Annotated in this window: 16 protein-coding genes and 1 pseudogene; 10 read left to right on the top strand and 7 right to left on the bottom strand. The window is 54.8% G+C overall.

The annotated features are described in order from the left end of the window. The first annotated feature begins 350 nt into the window (after positions 1–350). From LZP73_RS08095 to LZP73_RS08085, 3 genes are all read left to right on the top strand, one after another. Complete coding sequence (locus LZP73_RS08095; protein WP_234234048.1) at positions 351–1,535, top strand: HD-GYP domain-containing protein; 1,185 nt, start codon at positions 351–353, stop codon at positions 1,533–1,535. Between the two features lie 60 nt (positions 1,536–1,595). Then, positions 1,596–2,216, top strand: coding sequence for a paraquat-inducible protein A (locus LZP73_RS08090; protein ID WP_234234047.1), 621 nt, complete (start codon positions 1,596–1,598; stop codon positions 2,214–2,216). 102 nt (positions 2,217–2,318) lie between these two features. Next, positions 2,319–2,477 carry a hypothetical protein gene (locus LZP73_RS08085; protein WP_234234046.1) on the top strand — a complete coding sequence of 53 codons (159 nt, stop codon included), beginning with the start codon at positions 2,319–2,321 and terminating at the stop codon, positions 2,475–2,477. A gap of 56 nt (positions 2,478–2,533) precedes the next feature. Here the strand turns inward: LZP73_RS08085 and LZP73_RS08080 are convergent, their stop codons facing one another. After that, positions 2,534–3,484, bottom strand: coding sequence for a YeiH family protein (locus LZP73_RS08080; protein ID WP_234234045.1), 951 nt, complete (start codon positions 3,482–3,484; stop codon positions 2,534–2,536). A gap of 753 nt (positions 3,485–4,237) precedes the next feature. Here LZP73_RS08080 and exeM point away from each other — a divergent pair. Next, entirely contained in the window at positions 4,238–6,850 is a 2,613-nt protein-coding gene (gene exeM, locus LZP73_RS08075; protein ID WP_234234044.1) for an extracellular exonuclease ExeM, read from the top strand. Positions 6,851–7,026: 176 nt separating this feature from the next. On the opposite strand, the gene LZP73_RS08070 is transcribed toward exeM, so the two are convergent. Continuing rightward, the gene (locus tag LZP73_RS08070; RefSeq protein WP_234234043.1) at positions 7,027–7,443 is read right to left on the bottom strand and encodes an ester cyclase; all 417 of its coding nucleotides are present in this window, start codon (positions 7,441–7,443) and stop codon (positions 7,027–7,029) included. Between the two features lie 902 nt (positions 7,444–8,345). Continuing rightward, complete coding sequence (locus tag LZP73_RS08065) at positions 8,346–8,933, bottom strand: hypothetical protein (RefSeq protein ID WP_442800722.1); 588 nt, start codon at positions 8,931–8,933, stop codon at positions 8,346–8,348. Between LZP73_RS08065 and LZP73_RS08060 the strand changes: the two genes are divergently transcribed. After that, positions 8,932–9,966 (top strand): transposase, encoded by a 1,035-nt coding sequence (locus tag LZP73_RS08060; RefSeq protein ID WP_234234039.1) that lies wholly within the window; start codon positions 8,932–8,934, stop codon positions 9,964–9,966. The genes LZP73_RS08065 and LZP73_RS08060 overlap by 2 nt on opposite strands. Before the next feature lie 561 nt (positions 9,967–10,527). Here the strand turns inward: LZP73_RS08060 and LZP73_RS08055 are convergent. Beyond that, positions 10,528–10,830, bottom strand: a complete 303-nt coding sequence (locus LZP73_RS08055) for a hypothetical protein (protein WP_234234037.1) — start codon at positions 10,828–10,830, stop codon at positions 10,528–10,530. A gap of 13 nt (positions 10,831–10,843) precedes the next feature. After that, a complete protein-coding gene (locus LZP73_RS08050; protein ID WP_234234035.1) occupies positions 10,844–12,076 on the bottom strand; it encodes an acyltransferase family protein in 1,233 nt (410 codons plus the stop codon). Between the two features lie 216 nt (positions 12,077–12,292). Here LZP73_RS08050 and LZP73_RS08045 point away from each other — a divergent pair, with 216 nt between their 5' ends. Together LZP73_RS08045 and LZP73_RS08040 are read left to right on the top strand one after the other, a co-directional pair. Next, entirely contained in the window at positions 12,293–13,813 is a 1,521-nt protein-coding gene (locus LZP73_RS08045) for a sensor histidine kinase (protein WP_234234033.1), read from the top strand. Then, on the top strand, positions 13,810–14,508 hold the full coding sequence (locus LZP73_RS08040; protein ID WP_234234031.1) for a LytR/AlgR family response regulator transcription factor: 699 nt from the start codon (positions 13,810–13,812) through the stop codon (positions 14,506–14,508). The genes LZP73_RS08045 and LZP73_RS08040 overlap by 4 nt, the downstream gene beginning before the upstream one ends. Positions 14,509–14,596: 88 nt before the next feature. Here LZP73_RS08040 and LZP73_RS08035 read toward each other — a convergent pair whose 3' ends face one another. Together LZP73_RS08035 and hutH are read right to left on the bottom strand one after the other, a co-directional pair. Next, positions 14,597–16,609 (bottom strand): urocanate hydratase, encoded by a 2,013-nt coding sequence (locus LZP73_RS08035; protein WP_442800721.1) that lies wholly within the window; start codon positions 16,607–16,609, stop codon positions 14,597–14,599. A gap of 15 nt (positions 16,610–16,624) precedes the next feature. After that, positions 16,625–18,118, bottom strand: a complete 1,494-nt coding sequence (hutH, locus tag LZP73_RS08030; RefSeq protein WP_234234027.1) for a histidine ammonia-lyase — start codon at positions 18,116–18,118, stop codon at positions 16,625–16,627. Between the two features lie 269 nt (positions 18,119–18,387). Here hutH and LZP73_RS08025 point away from each other — a divergent pair, with 269 nt between their 5' ends. From LZP73_RS08025 to LZP73_RS08015, 3 genes and pseudogenes are all read left to right on the top strand, one after another. After that, entirely contained in the window at positions 18,388–19,290 is a 903-nt protein-coding gene (locus tag LZP73_RS08025) for a LysR family transcriptional regulator (protein WP_234234025.1), read from the top strand. Between the two features lie 143 nt (positions 19,291–19,433). Continuing rightward, on the top strand, positions 19,434–20,468 hold the full coding sequence (locus tag LZP73_RS08020; protein WP_234234023.1) for a transposase: 1,035 nt from the start codon (positions 19,434–19,436) through the stop codon (positions 20,466–20,468). Positions 20,469–20,650: 182 nt separating this feature from the next. Next, a pseudogene (locus tag LZP73_RS08015) lies at positions 20,651–21,083 on the top strand (alpha-amylase family glycosyl hydrolase); the annotation flags it as partial. Positions 21,084–21,289: the final 206 nt, after the last annotated feature.

Genomic DNA, 21,289 nt, shown 5'->3' with positions numbered 1-21,289 from the left:
TGACTCAGAGGTTTCAACTTAAGCAGCCAGGTATTTTCTGTCAATAACTTAGCTAACCTGTTGTGAATATATCATTATTTTTTATTTTTAACACGAACCAGGATCGGGTTTGCCCTTAGCGAAACGCGACATATGGGGGCGGCGGGCATGAGCCATGCCATGCCATTTTCTGGGCTGGGCGGCAGACTTGGGTTGCGTTTCGAGCGAGCCGGCTATGGTGGTTTTGTTCACCCGGGAATAGAATGAGCGTCTTGGCGCTTGATAATATCATGATAACAAGCTGCGCCACCGAGGCGCGCAAGCATGCCGGACGGGGCTCGACTCGAGCCCTTGTCACCTGGGGGGTATATATGGGTGATTCGACTGAATCTCAGGCGTTGATCAAGGTTCCCGTGTCTGAATTGACGCTGGGCATGTTTGTCTGCGCCGTCGATAATCACGGCAAGGTGGCCATAGCCAATGCCGGCCGGATACGGGGGCAAGAGGCCATCACCAAGCTGGTGAAGAATGGCATCAAACATGTTTGGGTCAACGCCCAGCGCTCTTCAGACTGCTGTGGCCTGAAGAAAAAAACCATCACGCCGCCCAGGCCGAGTGCCGAAAAGCTTGTCCCGAGTCGCGATCTGCAGCAGACCCAAGCCAAAAAAATTCTCGGCGAAGCCAAACACCTCATTCGTAAGGTCTTATCTGAAACCTTCGAGGGCAAGGCCATAGAAGTGGCCCCCTTTGAGGCCCTGGCCGACAACATGATCGAAGCCGTGCTCCTGGATGCCGATGCGCTCAAGTGTGTGTCGGCGCTGAGATCCAAGGATGCCTATTTGCTCGAGCATTCGGTCAACGTCGCCTTCCTGCTGGTCACCTTCGGCAAATACCTTAAACTCGAGCGGGAAACCCTGCGGCAGATGGCCATAGGCGGGATCCTGCACGACATAGGCAAGATCAAGGTAGACAATGAGGTGCTGCATAAACCCGGCAAGCTCACCCAGGAAGAATTTGAACATATAAAGCTGCATCAGGTGTATGCCCTGGAGATCATGGCCGAAACCCAGGGCCTGTCCCAGACGAGCAAAGACGTATGCTTGATGCACCATGAAAAGCTTGATGGCAAGGGCTACCCCAGGGGCCTGAAAGACGAACAGCTGCCGTTGCATGGCCGCATGAGTTGCATAGTCGATATTTTCGATGCCCTGACCGCGACCCGCTGTTACAAGGAGGCCATGAGCCCGGCCGCCGCCTTCAAGATCTTGCTCAGCCTGACCCCCTTTCATTTGGATCAGGGCCTGGTCTATGAGTTCATCCGCTGTATCGGCATCTATCCCGTGGGCTCTCTGGTGATGCTCTCAGATGGACGCATAGGCATCGTCTGGGAATCCACTGGGCGGGACGCCTTGCACCCTGTGGTAAAATGTTTCTATTCTCTCAAACATAAACGCTATATCGACGTCACCATGGTCGACTTGCTCAAGGTCGATCTCAATATAGACAGGGGCGTATCACCCAGCAGCCTGGAGATAGACCCCACTCCTTTTTATTGAGCCCTGGCAGCGCCACGCAGGTCCAGGCTGGCCTGCGATTGCTATCTTCTTGGATTACATATGAAATCATCTTTATCTATCTCAGTCATACTCATCTCGCTCGCCCTGCTGATCCCAGGAGTGACCCAACCTATTCTGAGCATCAGCGGCAGCATAGAAAAGTCCCAATTGACCGCCGCCGGCCTGGATATGCTGGCCGAAAACCTGGGTGATACGGACAACACCCGCGGTATGTTGGGCTTTGTCAGTAGCATGCTGGGGATGGATAGGGCTCAGGGGGAGGTGGAAGTATTCCAGAAGACCCGCAGCATCTGGGGGACGGCCACCGAGCTGCACCAGTCGGGCAACAGTCTGGTGGCCGCGCTGGTGATCTTATTCAGTGTGGCGGTGCCAGGGTTGAAACTCTGCCTCATGCTGCTGATGCACTTGCCTATGAGGTTGCAGCTGCAGCATAGGCTCGCCAGGGTGATCGACCTGATAGCCAAGTGGTCAATGGCGGATGTGTTTGTGGTGGCGCTGATCATCACCTACATGACGGGAAATGCCTCGGCGGGTATGGGGGAAAGGTTGCAGACCCAGGGCCAGTTTGAAGTGGGCTTCTACTACTTCACCTCTTATTGCCTCTTCTCCATCCTGAGCGGCTATCTGCTGGGCAGACGTATGCGCGCCTTGGACAAGTGAGCCGGCTTAGCCCTTATGGCTATTTGTTAGTGGAAATCGATATTGGTGACGAGCCAGGAACTGCCCAATAATAATCCCTGAGTATCTCAGTGGAGCAAGTTATTGAAAAAGTGGTTAATCATCTCATCCTGCCTGGGGGCCTTGTTGGCTTCGACCCAGACCACGGGCCTGCTGCGTTCAGTCATAGAATTGGCTGCCTTCGGCTGTCTGCTCTGGTTGGTGCTGGGCGGCCAGAGAGACTCGTCTCAAAAAACACACTAGTCTTGATGTCCCAGCTCCTTCCCATCCCTCCTGACTCGCGCCTGGGCTCAGGCATCTTAATGCCAATAGAGAATATAGAGCAGCGAGCCACTGCCTATGGCCAACCATAAGAGCACGCCGAGCAGCAAAGGTTTGGGTCCGTTGGCCCGCATCTTCCTGGCCGTGATCCCGGCACCTATCAGAAATAAACACAAGACCAGCATCCGCTTGGACAGGCCGAACGCCAATTGGTACCACACCTCTCCCTGGGGAAATAGCTGGGCCATGGCGATCGCCGCACAGTAAAAGAGGATGAAGTAAGGCACAGCTATCTTGCGGCTGCTGCCACCAAATGCGAGGGCGCTTAACAGGGCGACAGGCACTATCCACAGGGCCCTGGCGAGCTTGATGGTGGTTGCCGTCGTCAGGGCTTCATCGCCATAGGCCGAGGCGGCGCCCACCACGGATGAGGTGTCGTGGATGGCGATGGCACTCCAGACGCCGAACTCATATTGGCTCAGCTGCAACAGGTGGCCTATGGCCGGGAACACAAACAAGGCGACAGAATTGAGGATAAACACGCAGGCCAGTGCCAGCGCCGTCTGTTCGCTGCGGGCCTCGACGGCCGGTGCCACAGCCGCGATGGCGCTGCCACCACAAATGGCTGTGCCGCAGGCGATAAGGTGGCCGGTCTTGATATCCAGTTTCAGCAGTCGGGTCAGCAGTGAGCCCAGCGCCAGGGTGAACAGGATAGAGCCTAAGATGAGCCCCAGGTTATCCAGGCTGATGGCTATTGCCGTTTGCAGCTGGATGCCGAATCCCAGGCCCACGATAGAATAGGCCAGCAACTTCTTGGTCAGGGTGGCTATCGGCCACTGTTCCGGTACCCAACCCAGGCTCGCCAGGCTGAACCCCAGCACCAGCGCCATGGGCGATGAGATCACAGGCGTCAGGCATAGGAGTCCGACCAGGATAAATAGCCAGGATGTAAGCCGGATGTCGCGGAAGTGGCGGATGTAACTTGTCATATACAGGCCTCAGGAATGAGACGTCAGTATAAGGCCTCATGAAGATTCAATGAAATCAATTGAACTTATTCAGCCAGTAATTATTTTTGAATGCATTGAGTTTTGAATGCGTTGGATTTTGAATATCTTGGATTTTGAATATCATGAGCCATGCCTGCACAGGTAGCGACTCGGGCGCAGGTTCAAGGTGCCGGCTCTGCCCGGCAGTCGCCATAAGCCGGATTTAAGCCGGCTCGCCTATCCCAGGGAAGCAGTGCTTAAATTAACAGGGGCTCTGGGAGAGCATACGCATTGCTATCTGTGATTCTTGCCGGTCATTTTGCCTTTGCTTTTAATCGACATTTTTTATTCGCCTGAAGGCTCAGGCTGCCTAAATAACCTTAATCGCGAATATTGGAAAACAGCCGCCTCAATATACGGTTTGCCATGCTATATATTTCAGTCTGAAATATCGTCAATCGGTTCATCTCATATAAAAATAATATCTGGTATGCCTTGTTTGAAATATCCTTTCAGCCAGGCTTGATCTTGGCATTTGTTTTCTGGTTATGCTTGTCTCATCTGGGTTTGGGCAATGTTACCCGGCAGCCCGTTTTCATGGGAGAACAATCTTATTGTTTAATATCAGTGGCATAGTGTTTTAGTTTTTCGAAAGCTGCCGTTGTGGCTGCTTCTTTTCGGGTTGCATCTCTGGGACAATCCCGCGCACGTTAATAATAGTTAACGCGAATATTATAATAATGGGGTTGGAAAATGGAACATGTTAACAAGCTGACGGCTATTTCGCTGGCAGTAGCCGCCGCTTTGCCTATGATGGCAAGTGCCGACGTGATGATCAGCGAGTATGTCGAAGGCAGCTCAAATAATAAGGCGATCGAACTTTATAATAGCGGCGCTGCCGCTGTCGATTTAGCAGGCTATAAATTGGTGCGTTATAAAGACGGCGCCAGCACCTCACTCGATATGGTGACACTCGACGGTCAGCAAATCGCGGCCGAGTCCACCAAGGTGATACTGCATCCGAGCGCCGCCATAACCCTGGCCGCCGGCGTCGACTCCATGACGGGTGATTTATATTTCAATGGCGGTGATGCCGTTGCCCTGGTGAAAGATGATGTGGTGGTCGACATCCTGGGTGAAGTGCCAACGCCGGCGGGATGGGGTCAGGACACAGGTTTTCAGCGCAAGCTGGATGCCTTGACACCTGACACGGTTTTCGCCCCGGCGAAATGGGACACAGTGGCCAAGGACAGCTTCTCGGGTCTTGGCAGTTTAACCGTTGCCGCCGAGCCGGAAACGCCGCTGTTCAGTTGCAGCGGCGCGCAGCTGGTGCCCATCTATGAAGTGCAGGGCGCCGGTGAGTCCAGCCCCCTGGTGCCGGCAGGGAGTTTCGAGTCCGATGCCGAAGTCACGGTTCGCGGTGTGGTTACGGCCCGCGGCGACAGCCTGTTCAAGGGTTTCTACCTGCAGGATCTCCAGGGTGACAATTCTCCCTTCACCTCGGACGGGGTGTTCGTATTCCTGGGCGAGGCCGCTCCCGAGGCGATCCAGCCTGGCGTGGAAGTCTGTGTCCAGGGCAAGGTCAAGGAATACTATGGTCTGACCCAGATAGACATAAAGGCAGACAAGAAGTTTGAGCTTGGTGCCACGACTCAGGCGCCCGCCCCGGCGGCCTTCTATGTTGCCGATGGCGAAACCCTGGCGCAGGCGCTGGAGCGCTACGAAGGCATGAAGATCATGCTGGATGCCGGCAGCGACATGAAGGTCAGTCGCAGCTTCAGCTTCGATTATGCCGCCGGCAGAAACAACCTGCTGTTGTCATACCAGGCTCCGCTGATGAAGCCGACCCAGATGTACCCTGCCATGTCAGACGCAGCCCTGGCCCTGGCCAAAGCCAACGGCGTGAACCAGCTCTTCGTCGAGTCCGACCATAAGGCCACCGCCGGTGTAGTGCCCTACTTCCCAGATTTCAATGCGGAAACCGGCTATATCCGTGTCGGCGATCAACTGACCAATCTGCAAGGTATGGTCGGCTACAGCTATGGTGCCTATCGCCTGGTGGCGACCAACAGCATAACCGCGGGTGATTTCCTCCGCACCCATGACAGAACCTCGGCCCCTGAGATAGCGACCAAGGGAGATATCCGGGTTGCCAGTTTCAACGTACTGAACTTCTTTAACGATGTGGTCGGTGGCGCGGCCAATCCATCCGGTGATAACCGGGGCGCCCTGACAGAAGCGGACATGTTGCTGCAGCGCGCCAAGATAGTCAGTGCCATCACGGCCATGAACGCAGATATCGTCGGCCTGATGGAGATTGGCAACAATGGTTTCGGTGCCGACAGTGCCATTCAGAATCTGCTCGATGCCCTGAATGCCGAACTGACTGCCGATGAGGCCTATAGCTTCGTCGAGATAGCCGATGAAGATAAGTTCGATGGCAAATATTTCGGCTCGGATGCCATCACTGTCGGCATGCTGTATCGTGCGGCGCGGGTGAGCCTGGATGGCGCCGCCAGGGTGATAGCCACCCCTGAGCAGCACGCCGGCGCAGGCGCGGCCAGCCGGGAAAAGGATGACAAGCTCGAAACCAGCCCTGCGTATGACAAGTACCAACGCCACAGCCTGGCACAAAGCTTCAAGATCCATGACGAGCGTCTAACCGTCGTAGTGAATCATTTGAAGTCCAAGGGTTCGGGCTGTGTTGAGGACTGGCAGAATTTCGAAGACAAGACAGATCCCGCGGATATGCAGGGCAAGTGTAATGCCTTCCGCGTATCGGCGGCCAAGGTCATAGGCGATGCGCTCAAGGATGTGCAAGGCGATCTGCTGGTGATTGGCGACATGAATTCCTATGGCCTGGAAGATCCTATCCGGGTGCTGACAGATTTCGACGCCGCCAAATCGGACCGCGACATAATGACAGCCTCCTGGACCACGCTGGACGGTAAGGTATTCGAGCGTCAGGGCAGCAAGATTGACAAGGGCTTCGGCCTGGTCAACCTCAACACCCAGGCGCACGGTGTCGATACCTATTCCTACAGCTATAACGGCGAATTGGGTAACCTGGACCATGCCCTGGGCAATACCAGCCTGGCGGCGAGGCTGGTGGATATCGAAGACTGGCATATCAATGCGGTGGAATCCAACCTGTTCGAATATTCGGGTAAATACACAGGCAGCCTGGAGAAATCGGCCAACGCCTTCTCGGCTTCGGACCATGATCCTGTGATCTTGGCCCTGAGTTACCCGGCTCCCGTCGCCCCTGTGGAACCGGCTCCTGAAGCGGGCAACAACGGCGGCGCCCTGGGTGCCTTCGGACTCATGTTGCTGTCTCTGCTGGGTTTGCAGCGCCGTCGCCGCTAACGGCCGGTAGGTTCAGGCGCGGCGACTGACAGGGTCGGCAACCGCGCCGAGCTGACATGCTGAATCAAGCTGCCATGGGTTTCCATGGCAGCTTTTTTAGCTGAAAAGCTACTATTCAGATATCCGCTCCACCCGGCTGTTCGTGCGCTTTTCAGGCGCTTTCGGCCCCAGTCGCGCTATACCCACCCCAACTGCTGCAGACTGACGGCATCATTCCAGATCTTGGTCATGTGGCGAATGAGGTTGCCTTCGAATTGCATGGCGTACACATAGTCGGCTGCTATGGTGTTACCTGTAGGCTCACCCGGGCCACCCGGGCCGGTTTGGGTGCCATGAAATACGGCGTAAGCGATAACACAATGGCGTTCTTTATCTTCGGCAAAGCAGCGCAGTTCGTAATGCCCATCCGGTATGGGTGTGAGTATGTTCTTCGTCCATTCGGTATAAGCTTGCAGGCTGTCGATATCGGCCAAGGCTGCCGCTTGTGCCGAGAAGCTCGCATCCGGGTGGCAATATGCCTTGCACACCTCCCAACCCTGACCCGTTTCACATGCCTCAAAAAACTGCCTGGCCTGTTCCAACATTGCACTCATTTCATGCCCCTTGGTGACGCAGCTATTCGTATCATCAAGTCTATGACAATTTCCCCGCGCCGCTGGAAATTTGATAATGGCGTTATGGTTTGAGTGAAGCCTTGCATCCTCCGCACTGACACCCTCGGGCCCCCCTCAAATAATGATTGTCACAGAGGCCCGCTCTGTGGCCCAATGCATGCCGAATTGCACCAAAAGCAGCTTAGACTTCTTAGGTCCCAAGAATAACCGGCACTTCCTGGTCATTTCATCCATTGGCTACCTCAGACATAGATTGTGACTGGTTTCCGCGTGCAACGAGGGGATATCAAACAAAGTGCAAGAAGTTTAGGATGTCCTGTATACGCCGTCCTGTATACGCCGGGGATGGCGAGAAAGCCTGGCCTGTCCTGGCTGCCCACTAAACAAGGCCAAACTAAAGACTGACGGAGTGCAGTGTCGTACATGAAATACAGAACTTACTATTTTTTACTATTTTGTGTAGGGATATCTGGGTTAATGATTTCCTTCATGTATCCTTGGTTTTCTGTGGTGTTCTTCCTGATATGGATATTGGGGATGAACTTTGTTGGTATGGCTTGGGTAAAATGCCCTAGCTGTAAGAGGGGGCTCATATGGGCCGATGCCCCGTCTAACTGGAAGACATTTTTCACCAACAAATGTGTCGATTGCATGGACGCGGCACGGGAAAGAAAGCGATTGCACAAAGCGCAGGAAAAGGTGCGACGATAAGCTGTACTGGATTAAATTTGACCTGATACAGTTACTCATAGTCGCTCCCGTGTATTGCTTCGCGATGCTCACCCATGGCGCGGAGAGTTAAGCGTTAAGGTTTGTAGCTTTGCTGGAATATCTATGGCTGTCTGCGTTTCTCTCAGGATGGGGCATCTGAATAATTGCGCTTAATGCCCCCAGGGCGCCGCTGGTGTGGTGACCGGATTTCTCAGGTCAAAATCCACCCTGAACTCCCTGTCCTCCCGGCTCAGTCTGTAGGTGAACATCTGGGGTGAAAGATACAAGTGCCATACGTTGGTCACAGACTTTGCCAGCCCGTTGGCATTGAAGCTTTCGATGGACTCGGCGTCCACGGGGAAAGACTGGGCTATAGGGCTACCCAGATCCCCGGGAAGTGTCTCACCACCATAGAAGGTCACGGCATCCGGGCTGCCATCTTTGTGCCTGTGATCATGCTTCAACTGTAAGCCGTTAGCCGTTTTGCTGATGACCCAGGTACGTGAGCTGTCCTCACCCACATGAAAAGGCACCTTCAGCTCGGTCTCGGTGCACTCCCGCACGTGCATGACCAGGCGTTGCTGCGCCATGTCTTTATCTGCGCTGTCATTGGAGACGACCCGGCCCTCAAATGCCTGGCCGCAAAGAGCCGCGATTGGCCCGTGAAGAGGAGACAGGACAGCCAAAACATTTTGTGCTTTCGTGCCATCCTGGCTAGGCTTAAGGTCACTGGAATTGACCTGAAAGGTGTGTGCCATGACTTCCGCACGAAGACAGTTGATCGATCCACAGGCGACGCCGTTTTATCACGTGATAAATCGTTGTGTACGCAGGGCTTTCTTGTGTGGCGAGGATCAACTCACCGGTAAGAGCTATGAGCACAGGCGCGGCTGGATTGTCGATAAAATCAAGGTCTTGTCGGCCATTTTCTGTATCGACATCTGCGCCTATGCGGTGATGTCCAATCATTACCACCTGGTACTGAAGATTGACGTGGCGGCCCAGCGGGCTTTGTCGCCCCACCAGGTGATAGCCCGTTGGACGCAGTTGTTCAGTGGGCATCCTGTGGCAACCCAATATCTCAACGGTGACAGTGTGTCTGACGGTGAACACATGTTGCTTGATGGCCTTATCGCTGAGTGGCAGGAGCGGCTTGGCAGTATTTCCTGGTTTATGCGTTGTCTGAACGAGGAAATAGCCCGCAAGGCTAATAAGGAAGATGCTTGTAAAGGGGTATTTTGGGAAGGGCGGTTCAAGTCCCTGGCGTTGTTGGATGAGCAAGCACTGCTGGCCTGCATGATGTATGTGGATTTGAATCCCATTCGGGCAGGTATTGCTGACTCATTGCAAGACTCTGATTTTACTTCAATCCAAGAGCGCCTCATCGAATTGTCTGAGGCTAGCCCGACAGAAACACCACCCCAAGCTGTATCGCGACGAGAAGCAGAAGCGGCATTTCCCCTCAACCCCCTGTTAGCGTTTGATGGTGCGGTCCACTTTGCAGAGCAAAGTGGCATTCCGTTTCACTTTGCCGATTATCTGGAACTGATTGACTGGACCGGCAGGGCCGTACGGGAGGACAAGCGGGGCTTCATTGATAGCACAAGACCAAAGCTTTTGAACGAGTTGGGTATCGAATTGGATGCCTGGATAACTTCAGCGAAGGAGTTCCGGCGTCAGTACAGCGGTATCAGCGGCCGCTGGGATGCCATGTGCGCGCTGAAGGCCAAGGTCGGTGGTAAATGGTGCCGGGGCAAACAGCAGAGTGAAGCCTTGCATCCTTCGCACTGACATCTTCGGTTACCCCTCAAATAATGATTGTTACAGAGGCCCGCTCTGTGGCCCAATGCATGCCGAATTGCACCTAAAGCAGCTTAGACTTCTTAGGTCCCAAGAATAACCGGCACTTCCTGGTCATTTCATCCATTGCCTGTCTCAGACATAGATTGTGACAGGTTTCCGCGTGCAACGAGGGGATATCAAACAAAGTGCAAGAAGTTTAGGATGTCCTGTATACGTGCTGCTCCATGGAAGGACTCGCAACCACATCCATGTTTAACAGCCAGTTAGGAAACATGTCCATATAAAACGGCCAGCTCGGTTTCCCGGCCTCTCGTTCGCGTTATACGGGTGACGCCATGCTCATCCTTGCCTCCCGCTCGTAAGCTCGAAGCTTTGCTTCACTCGCCGTGTGCCTGTTGATCGTGGCGGCATAGAGCTTGACTTGCCTTGGCAGAACTGGATGCCCTGTCTTTCAGTGGCTCCCCTATGAAGACGGCCCACAGCCCCACAGCACCTAATACAGTGAGCAGTGAGCTGTGAGGCCTTGGAGTTACAAACTGCCCATGTCAGTTAACCTTGCGCCGCCAAGGTTTCTCGGAGCATTACGACCCAGCCCTTGGAATCTGTCATCACAAAACGGCGATAGCTGCCGTCGCTCAGGGTGACTTTGATGCCCTCGGGAATAAAGGGCGGCAGGCTGTACGTCTCGACCTTGGCTATGTCGCCCAAGGGGATCCGGTAGGGGCCGAGCCCGAACTGTTTATTGAGCGGTTCGAAGCACAAGGCTGCGTCACTCAGTGTCAGCCTGCCGTCGGCTCTGGCCATGCCCTTGTGCACTATGGCATGGGTGCTCCTGATGTATTCCTTTGTCATTGTTACCCCTTAGTTACCCCTTATTTTCGTTTAAATCCGGGGCACCAGTCCCCTGTTGCACTTGCCCGCTTTGATTGCGCGGATATTTTCGCCCGTTCAGCAGTTTGCCGATGACAGAATAACGCACCATGAGATGGTAACTGATGAGGCAAGCCAAGCTTGTCAGTACAGTATTGACGGCCATCTTCTCCAATGCCGACAGCGGCGCCTGATACAGCAAGATGCCAAACCCCAGGGTGCCCAGCATATGCACCAGATAGACCCAATAGGAACTGTCAGACAGGTAGCGCATTACCCTGTTGTTGCCCGATGCATAGCGCAAGAACAGGCCGATGAAGAAGAAGCTCCACAGCCAGGTTGAACAGTTGTACACATAGGCTATCAACAGCCGCCCCTGCCATTGCGGCAGCACTCCCTGCTTGGCTATCTCGAAGCAGACCAAGGATGCAATAAAGAAAAGGATGGCGGCCGTCAGCAAGCGCCAAAGGTATCTGTTCCAGGCCGCAAACAGACTTTCCCGGCACAGATAGCAACGCCAGCCCACCAGGAAAAATACCCCGCTGTGTAGAAATTCATAGATGTTGGGCACAAAGGAGCCATCCGGCGTCACCATGCCATAGGGGTAGGCACTGCCCACCAGCGCCAGGGGCACAGACAAGAGCAATAACCCCCACCAATGGCCAATCAAGGTGTCACCAATACCGCTCAGATTGCGCTTGAAACCGCTGCCCAGCTTTGCCATCAGGCGACTGACGGGCAACGCCAGCAGGCAATATAACAAGAGGTAGTAGATAAACCACAAGTGCAAGGTATTGATAAAGGGGCGATCGCCCCCCGGCGCCCGGGTGTCGGTCCCTTTACCCAGCAGCGACAGGTCCAGGCCGGGCTGGCCGGTTTTCATCAGTTGGATATACACATTGATCAGTAAGGACATGGCCACAAAAAGCAGGGGCCAGAACAAGGCGAAGGGCAAGGCGATACGCTTTATCCTGTGGCTTATCATGCCCCTGACGTCGCTGCGTGCCACCAACATGGCGGCGAAGAATCCCGCCAGAATGAAAAACACCGGCACCCGGAAATTATGGATCCACACCAAGAGCAGGTCGGCCCAGGGCGTGGTTTGGCTGTCCCGCCACGGCAAGTCGCTGGGCCCGGCCATGTGCTGCACCGCCACATGCAGCACAATGCCGAGCCACATCACCAGGGCTCTCAAATTATCGAGGGCGTGATAACGCTCATCATGCATAGTCTTTACCTCAGTGACACTGAATGGATTGCAGTGAGCATATTAAGGCCTTTTCTTGTACGCTCCCGAAAAAGTACAGCAAAGGCTGGCACTGGCCCTTGAGCGGTAAATCGCGGGGATGAATAACCGTTTCACTGTGTTTTGTGCGGAAAAACCGTCCGCTCTCTATGTTATGCTAGGCCAAATAAGTTAAAAAATAAGACTTTATCTGCAAGCATGGCCGAAAGCACAATAACATCAACTCGCAGCGAAAATGCCGCCCCCTATCTGATCCGCCAAGCCGCGCTCTGGAGCCTGGTGGCTCTTATCTGGTGGGCAGCCGCTCATGGGGTCGACAATGTCGGCCTGGATCTGAGGTTTCTCGCCTGGGATCTTTATATCTGCATCTGCTATTTCGCCATTACGCACTGGCTGTTTCGCCCCCTCGTCAGGCTCTTGCAGACACGAATCCCACCGCCGTTCTGGCGCTATCCGCTGCTGCTGGCCTTGCCCTTGGCCGGGCTTGGTTTACTGGCGGGAATGGAATATCTCTGGTTCTACCTGAACGGCTTTGCTTTCGATCTGTTGGCCGACCAGCTGCCAAAAAAAATGCTGTTTCACGGAATTTTCCTGTACTCCTGGCTGTTCTGCTATCAACTTGCCTGGGTGCGCCGGCAGACCACTTACCACCTTGAACTGGCAGAGAACCCGCGCATCTATGTGTTGGCGCAGCTTGGCGGCTGGAGCATAGCCGGGCTGCTCTGGTATGTGCTGGTCGTCTCGGGTCCCTTGGCCGATTCAGACACCCTCTGGCTGCTGAGCTGGATCCTGTTGGTCTGCTGCGTCAGCCTGCTGTTGTCGCACTTTGTGCTGCGCAGCTACTTTCAGGCTTCGGCCCAGCGGCCTGGCGGCGTGCTGAAAAAGTCGCTGCAGCTGATACTGCTGACCTTGTTGTGCGCATTGATGATCATGGTCGCCGAATCGATTTGGATCCCGATCACCGGCTTCGGGATCCGTTCTCAGTCCGGCGCTCAATTCCTGGTGGTATTCGCCATCAAACAGGGCTTTTTCCTGTTTTGGTCGCTCGTCTACCTGAGTTGGCTTGCTTCGAGGCAGAAAGAACTGGCCGAGACCAAACGCCTGCTGCTGGAGGTCGCCTATCAGGAAGCCCAGCTCTCCGGCTTGAAACAACAGCTCAATCCGCATTTCCTGTTCAACACCCTCAATTCCATCCGGGCGATGATCATCAAAGATCAGCACACCGCCCGTACCATGGTCAGTTCGATGTCGAACCTGCTGCGCTACTCCTTGTATCTGGGGGAACAAAACACCCTGCCGCTGGCTCGGGAGCTGGAAATAGTCGAAGAATACCTGGCGCTGGAAAAGATCCGCTACGGCGAGCGGCTTAGGGCCAGCTTTAGCTTCGACAAGGCGCTGATGGACAGGCCAGTACTGCCCATGTCGCTGCAAACCCTGGTGGAAAATGCCATCAAACACAATATTCAGCGCACAGATCAGGGGATGTCCCTGATCATAGGCGCCCAACTTCAAGACCAGGATCTGCTGCTGTGGGTGGAAAACGAGGGGCAATTGAAAAGCGAGGATAGCGGCGGTCTCGGATTGAAGAACATCCGCCAAAGGTTAAAGCTGATCTTCGGTGATGCCGCAGAGCTCAGCCTGACATCGCCGGAGGGAAACAGGGTACTGGCGCAAATGCGCTACCCCTGCCCGGGACAAGCAAGGGAGTCGTTACAATGAAAGCCATCATAGTCGATGACGAGCAATTGGCCCGTGAAGAGCTGAAGTACTTGTTGGGGGCTTGCCAACAAGTGGAACTGCTGGCGGAAGCCGAAAACATCACCCAGGCGCAGCAGCTGATCGAATCCCTGCGGCCGGATCTCATCTTTCTCGACATAGACATGCCCGGCGGCGGAGGTTTTGAACTGCTCGAACGGCTGGCCTTTGTGCCCTCTGTCATCTTTACCACTGCCTATGATCAGTATGCAATCAAGGCGTTCGAGGTGGATGCCCTGGATTACCTGTTAAAACCGATAGACGAAAGGCGGCTGCAAAAAGCGCTGCAGAAGGTGGCAGAACAACCGGCCACACAGCAAACACTGAGTGCCGACGCCAAGATATTCATCAAAGACGGCAATGAATGTTGGTTTGTTAAAGTCGGCGACATCATGCTGTTTGATTCCATAGGAAACTACTGCAAGGTCTACTTCGACGACAAGCATCCCATGATAAAGCGCTCCCTGGCTCAGCTGGAGGAACGCCTGCCGGCGGACAAGTTCATTCGCGCCAACCGCGGTCAGCTAATCAACCTGGACGCCATAGTCGGTATCGAATCCCTTGAAGGCGGCGTCTTGCTGCTGACCCTTAAAAACGGTCGCGAGGTCGAAATGTCGCGCCGCCAGGCGCAGCTGTTCAAGGGACTGAATACGCTTTAGCAGAGTCAATGATACCCATACAGCTGAAAGCATAAAAAAAACGCCCCTCGCGGGGCGTTTGTTCTTGTTGGGTAAAGGCACTTAGCGCTTAAAATTCCAGGCCGTTGATTATGTCATCGTCGACCAGGTTCGCCAGTGTGACCCTGAGCTTGGGCGTCCTTTCCATTTCGCGTTTGATGGCGAAGTTGGCTTCCTTGTTGCGGGCCCAGCTGCGACGGGCGATGCCGTTGTTGACATCGAACAGCAGCATGGACTTGAGGCGCCGCTCGGCGTCATCGCTGCCGTCGAGCAACATGCCGAAGCCGCCGTTGATCACCTCGCCCCAGCCCACGCCGCCACCGTTGTGGATGGAGACCCAGGTGGCGCCGCGGAAGCTGTCGCCTATGACGTTGTGAATGGCCATGTCGGCGGTGAAACGGCTGCCGTCATAGATGTTGGAGGTTTCACGGAACGGCGAGTCTGTGCCGCTGACATCGTGATGATCGCGCCCCAGCACTACCGGGCCTATCTCGCCGCGATTGATGGCATCGTTGAAGGCCTTGGCGATCTCCATCCGCCCTTGGGCATCGGCATAGAGGATGCGCGCCTGGGAGCCCACCACCAGTTTGTTCTGCTTGGCGTCCTTGATCCAGGTGATGTTGTCCTGCATCTGCTGCTGAATTTCCTCAGGCGACTCCTGCATTATCTTCATCAGCACTTCGGCTGCGATGGCGTCTGTCCTGTCGAGATCTTCACTCTTGCCCGAGGTACAGACCCAGCGGAAGGGACCGAAGCCGTAGTCGAAACACATGGGGCCGAGAATGTCCTGCACGTAGGAGGGGTACTTGAAGTCTATGCCGTTTTCGGCCATCACATCGCCCCCGGCGCGGGAGGCTTCCAGCAGGAAGGCGTTGCCATAGTCGAAGAAGTAGGTGCCCTTGGCCGTGTGTCTGTTGACTGCGGCGGCGTGACGCTTGAGGGTCGCCTGCACCTTGGTCTTGAACAGCTCGGGCTCTTCGCGAATTAAACGGTTGGACTCGTCGTAGCTTATGTCCACAGGGTAGTAGCCGCCGGACCAGGGGTTGTGCAGTGAGGTCTGATCCGATCCCAGATGCACGAAAATGCCCTGTTCATCGAAGGCTTCCCACACATTGACCACGTTGCCTATGAAGGCGATGGACACCACTTCTTCATTGAGTTGTGCCTGTTTGACCCGGGCGATGAGCGCGTCCATGTTGTCGATGAGCTCGTCCACCCAGCCCTGCTGATGACGCTTGGTGGCGGCCTTGGGATTGACCTCGGCGCAGACGGTAATGCAGTTGGCTATGTTACCCGCCTTGGGCTGGGCGCCGCTCATGCCGCCAAGACCGGCGGTGAGGAAAATCTTGCCCTTGGGGCTGGCTCCCTTGTCCAGCACCTTACGGAAGGCATTCATCACTGTGATTGTGGTGCCGTGGACTATGCCCTGTGGGCCTATGTACATGAAGGAGCCGGCGGTCATCTGGCCGTACTGGGTCACGCCCAGGGCGTTGAATTTTTCCCAGTCGTCCGGCTTGGAGTAGTTGGGGATCATCATGCCGTTGGTGACTACTACCCTGGGGGCCTCGGGCGATGAGGGGAACAGGCCCATGGGGTGACCCGAATACAGATGCAGTGTCTGGTCACTTTCCATCTCGCTCAGGTACTTCATGGTCAGCAGGTACTGGGCCCAGTTCTGGAACACGGCGCCGTTGCCGCCATAGGTGATCAGCTCCTGTGGATGCTGCGCCACCGCAGGGTCCAGGTTGTTGTCTATCATCAGCATGATGGCCGCGGCCTGCTCGCATCTCGCCGGATAGTCAGATATGGCGCGCGCCTTCATGGCGTATTCGGGCTTGAAGCGGTACATGTAGATGCGGCCAAAATCATTAAGCTCTTTGGCAAATTCCGTCGCCAGTTCCTGGTGCCACTCGCTTGGGAAATAACGCAGGGCGTTACGCAGCGCCAGTTGTTTTTCTGCCGCACTCAAGATGTCTTTACGCTTGGGCGCGCGGTTGGCATCCGCAGGGTAGGGCTTGGGCGCCGGCAGTTGGCTTGGGATCCCTTGTTTGATTTGGTCCTGAAAATTCATTGCTGTCTCCATCTTGTTGGGCCTCCCTCAGTTAACGATAAACGCCTGTGCCTTCACCAGAGCTATCATGGCATCTATGTCGGGCTTGAGCAGACGGTCTTCTTCCAGCTTGGCGACCTTGCTGCGGATGAGGCTGTGGTTCTGCTCTATGATCTCAGAGCAGGTATTGGGGCGTCTGAATTCCATGGCCTGGGCGGCATACATCAGCTCGATGGCGAAGATTTTTTCCAGGTTGCCGAGGATTTGGTTCAGCTGTCTGCCTGAGATGCTGCCCATGGACACGTGATCTTCCTGGCCCATGGAGGTAGGCACGCTGTCGGCGGACGGCGGGAAGCACAGGGATTTGTTCTCTGTCACCAGGGCGGCGGTCACGTATTGGGGGATCATCATGCCCGAATTCAGGCCACCCGAGCTGGTGAGCAGACGCGGCAGACCGTGCAGACCTTCGAGCAGCAGGTAGCAACGGCGATCGGCTATGTTGCCAAGTTCGGCCGCGGCAATGGAGCAGTAGTCCAGCACCATGGCGAGGGGCTGGCCGTGGAAGCTGCCGCCGGAAATGGCTTCTTCGCTGCTGATGACGATTGGGTTATCCGTTACCGAGTTCATTTCAATCTCGGCCAGATCTTTCAGGTGATTGTAGGCATTGCGTGAGGCGCCATGCACCTGGGGGATGCAACGTAGCGAGTACGGGTCCTGCACCCGGTCACAGTCCACATGGGCGGCCATGTTCTGTGAGCCGTCGAAGAACTTGCGCATGCGCGCCGCCACTTCTATGTTGCCGGGGAAGGGACGGATTTGATGCAGCTCGGCCCTGAAGGGAGACTGGCTGCCCTGCATGCCTTCTATGCTCATGGCACCGGCCAGATCTGCCAAGTCCAGCAGGTAGCGCATCTTGGTCAAGGCGGTGATGGCGTGGGACAGGATAAACTGGGTGCCGTTGATGAGCGCCAGACCCTCTTTGGCCTGTAACTCCAAAGGCGCCAAGCCATGCTCGCGCAGCATCTCTATGGCGGGCACCATACGCTCGCCTTGCCAGAATTCACCCTCGCCGATGAGCGGCAGGAAGAGGTGCGACAGCGGCGCCAAGTCGCCCGAGGCCCCAACCGAGCCTTGCTCCGGCACTACCGGGATGAGATCCAAGTCGATAAAGGCCAGCATGCGCTCGACCACGTCCAGGCGGATACCCGAGAATCCCTGGCTCAGGGCGTGCACCTTGGTAATCAGCATCAGCTTGGAGATGGCCTTGGCTATGGGTTCGCCCACGCCCACCGCATGGGTGATCAGCAGGTTCTTCTGCAACAGCGCGGTTTCAGTCGGAGAGATCTGGGTATCGCACAGGGGGCCAAAACCTGTGTTGATGCCGTAAATAGCCTTGTCTGAGTTGGCCATGATGTCGACATTGCGGCGGCTGGCATTGATCTTGTCTATGGCCTCCTGGCACAGCTCTGCCTTTATGCTGCCGTCGGCAATGCCGTTGACTATGTCCAGATTGAGGTGGTCGACACCGTATTTAAAGGTCATGTTGGGCTCCTGACTGTTAAGTCTTTATGGGCTATCTTTTTGTTTTATTTGGCTGTTTTATGTCGCTGTTTTTGGCGACAGCGACCATGTATGCCACAATGCTAACTTGCCGCAGTTGTTTTATAAATGCATAATAATCGTAGCTCATTCCGGATTTGTCGAACAAAGTGTTGAACAAAAGTATCGAACAAAAGCATCGAACAAAAGTCGATTGAAAATAGCGTGCGAACGAGAGTATCGAACACAAGGAATTAAAGAGGAGCACCCAAGTGCAAGTGCATGATGTTGATTTACGCCTGCTGCGCATTTTTGTGGCCATAGTCGAATGCGGTGGCCTGTCGGCGGCCGAGTCGCGGCTGAACATAGGCCGCTCCACCATCAGCTCGCATTTGTCTGACTTGGAAGTGCGTCTCGGGCTGACACTCTGTAAACGCGGCCGCAGTGGTTTCGAACTGACAGAGTCAGGGCGGGTGACCTACCAGGCCTCCCTGGAGCTGTTGCAGCAGTGTGACGCCTTTGCCAGCACAGTCGCCAGCTCCAAACACCAGCTGTCAGGTCGGGTGACGTTAGCCGTGATCGATACCCTGGTGAGCGATCCGCGCTGCGGCGTGGCGCGCGCCATTGCCTCGCTCAAGGCCAGGAGCAGTAACATTCAGTTCGATATCAATGTTTGTGAGGCCCGCGAAGTGGAAACCTCTGTGGTCAACGGCCGCTCCCTGGTGGGCATAGGCGTCAGCCGCCATCACCTGCGCGGCCTGAATTATCAGCCGCTGCACAACGAGACCAACTATCTGTATTGCGGCGCCGGCCATCCCCTGTTCGACTGCGAGCCAGAGGCCAGCCAGCAGCTGCTGCAAAATGCCGAAGTGATCACCAGCAACTACATGCGTGACAAAGAGATCCGCAACGACGATCTGAATTATCAAAACACGGCCACCGCCTATCACGATGAGGGCATAGCCCATCTGATCCTGTCTGGGAGCTTTATCGGTTATTTGCCCGAACACTACGCCCGCTACTGGGTCGACAAGGGGCAGTTCAGGGCGATTCTGCCTGAAAAATACTCCTACCAGATCCCAGTAGTGCTCATCACCTCCAAAGGCAACTCCGCCACGCCGCTGGCCGAGGCACTCATTCAAGAAATCAAACGCTGCCATGGGGTGGGTGGATAACAGATCTGGGTGCATGTGGCTGTTCCCGGGTTCCCGGATCAATTGCAAAGAGACAAAGAGACAGGACAGCCAAAACATTTTGTGCTTTCGTGCCATCCTGGCTAGGCTTAAGGTCACAGGAATTGACCTGAAAGGTGTGTGCCATGACTTCCGCACGAAGACAGTTGATCGATCCACAGACGACGCCGTTTTATCACGTGATAAATCGTTGTGTACGCAGGGCTTTCTTGTGTGGCGAGGATCAACTCACCGGTAAGAGCTATGAGCACAGGCGCGGCTGGATTATCGATAAAATCAAGGTCTTGTCGGCCATTTTCTGTATCGACATCTGCGCCTATGCGGTGATGTCCAATCATTACCACCTGGTACTGAAGATTGACGTGGCAGCCCAGCGGGCTTTGTCGCCCCACCAGGTGATAGCCCGTTGGACGCAGTTGTTCAGTGGGCATCCTGTGGCAACCCAATATCTCAACGGTGACAGTGTGTCTGACGCTGAAAGCATGTTGCTTGATGGCCTTATCGCTGAGTGGCAGGAGCGGCTTGGCAGTATTTCCTGGTTTATGCGTTGTCTGAACGAGGAAATAGCCCGCAAGGCTAATAAGGAAGATACTTGTAAGGGGGTATTTTGGGAAGGGCGGTTCAAGTCCCTGGCGTTGTTGGATGAGCAAGCACTGCTGGCCTGCATGATGTACGTGGATTTGAATCCCATTAGGGCAGGCATTGCTGACTCATTGCAAGACTCTGATTTTACTTCAATCCAAGAGCGCCTCATCGAATTGTCTGAGGCTAGTCCGACAGAAACACCACCCCAAGCTGTATCGCGACGAGAAGCAGAAGCGGCATTTCCCCTCAACCCCCTGTTAGCGTTTGATGGTGCGGTCCACTTTGCAGAACAAAGTAGCATTCCGTTTCACTTTGCCGATTATCTGGAACTGATTGACTGGACCGGCAGGGCCGTACGGGAGGACAAGCGGGGCTTCATTGATAGCACAAGACCAAAGCTTTTGAACGAGTTGGGTATCGAATTGGATGCCTGGATAACCTCAGCGAAGGAGTTCCGGCGTCAGTACAGCGGTATCAGCGGCCGCTGGGATGCCATGTGCGCGCTGAAGGCCAAGGTCGGTGGTAAATGGTGCCGGGGCAAACAGCAGAGTGAAGCCTTGCATCCTCCGCACTGACATCTTCGGTTACCCCTCAAATAATGATTGTCACAGAGGCCCGCTCTGTGGCCCAATGCATGCCGAATTGCACCAAAAGCAGCTTAGACTTCTTCGGTCCCAAGAATAACCAGTACTTCCTGGTTATTTCATCCATTGGCTGCCTCAGACATAGATTGTGACTGGGTTCCGCGTACAACGAGGTGGATAAAACAAAGTACAAGAAGTTTAGGGTGTCCTGTGTACTGTGTGGCGAGGATCAACTCACCGGTAAGAGCTATGAGCACAGGCGCGGCTGGATTGTCGATAAAATCAAGGTCTTGTCGGCCATTTTCTGTATCGACATCTGCGCCTATGCGGTGATGTCCAATCATTACCACCTGGTACTGAAGATTGACGTGGCAGCCCAGCGGGCTTTGTCGCCCCACCAGGTGATAGCCCGTTGGACGCAGTTGTTCAGTGGGCATCCTGTGGCAACCCAATATCTCAACGGTGACAGTGTGTCTGACGCTGAACGCATGTTGCTTGATGGCCTTATCGCTGAGTGGCAGGAGCGGCTTGGCAGTATTTCCTGGTTTATGCGTTGTAATAGCCCGCAAGGCTAATAAGGAAGATGCTTGTAAGGGGGTATTTTGGTGACATCCTGTCAGCCCCACGCTATTTTCTTCAACGCCCAGCGGCAACTTCGAAGGGGAATTGGGTGCACTCTTTCGGCTGTGTGTTCACAAGAGAGTTGTGACTGTTCCAACTATTTTAAATGCTTAAGGTCCAGTGTATGAGGATGTCCTGTTCATCTGTTCATTTAATAACTCAGTTGCTGATACTTAAACCTTATTTATACC

The organism is Shewanella sp. AS16, from assembly GCF_021412365.1.
GTDB lineage: Bacteria > Pseudomonadota > Gammaproteobacteria > Enterobacterales > Shewanellaceae > Shewanella > Shewanella salipaludis.
The sequence above is the reverse complement of the archived record's forward strand: the minus strand, read 5'-3'. Positions and strand labels throughout refer to the sequence as shown.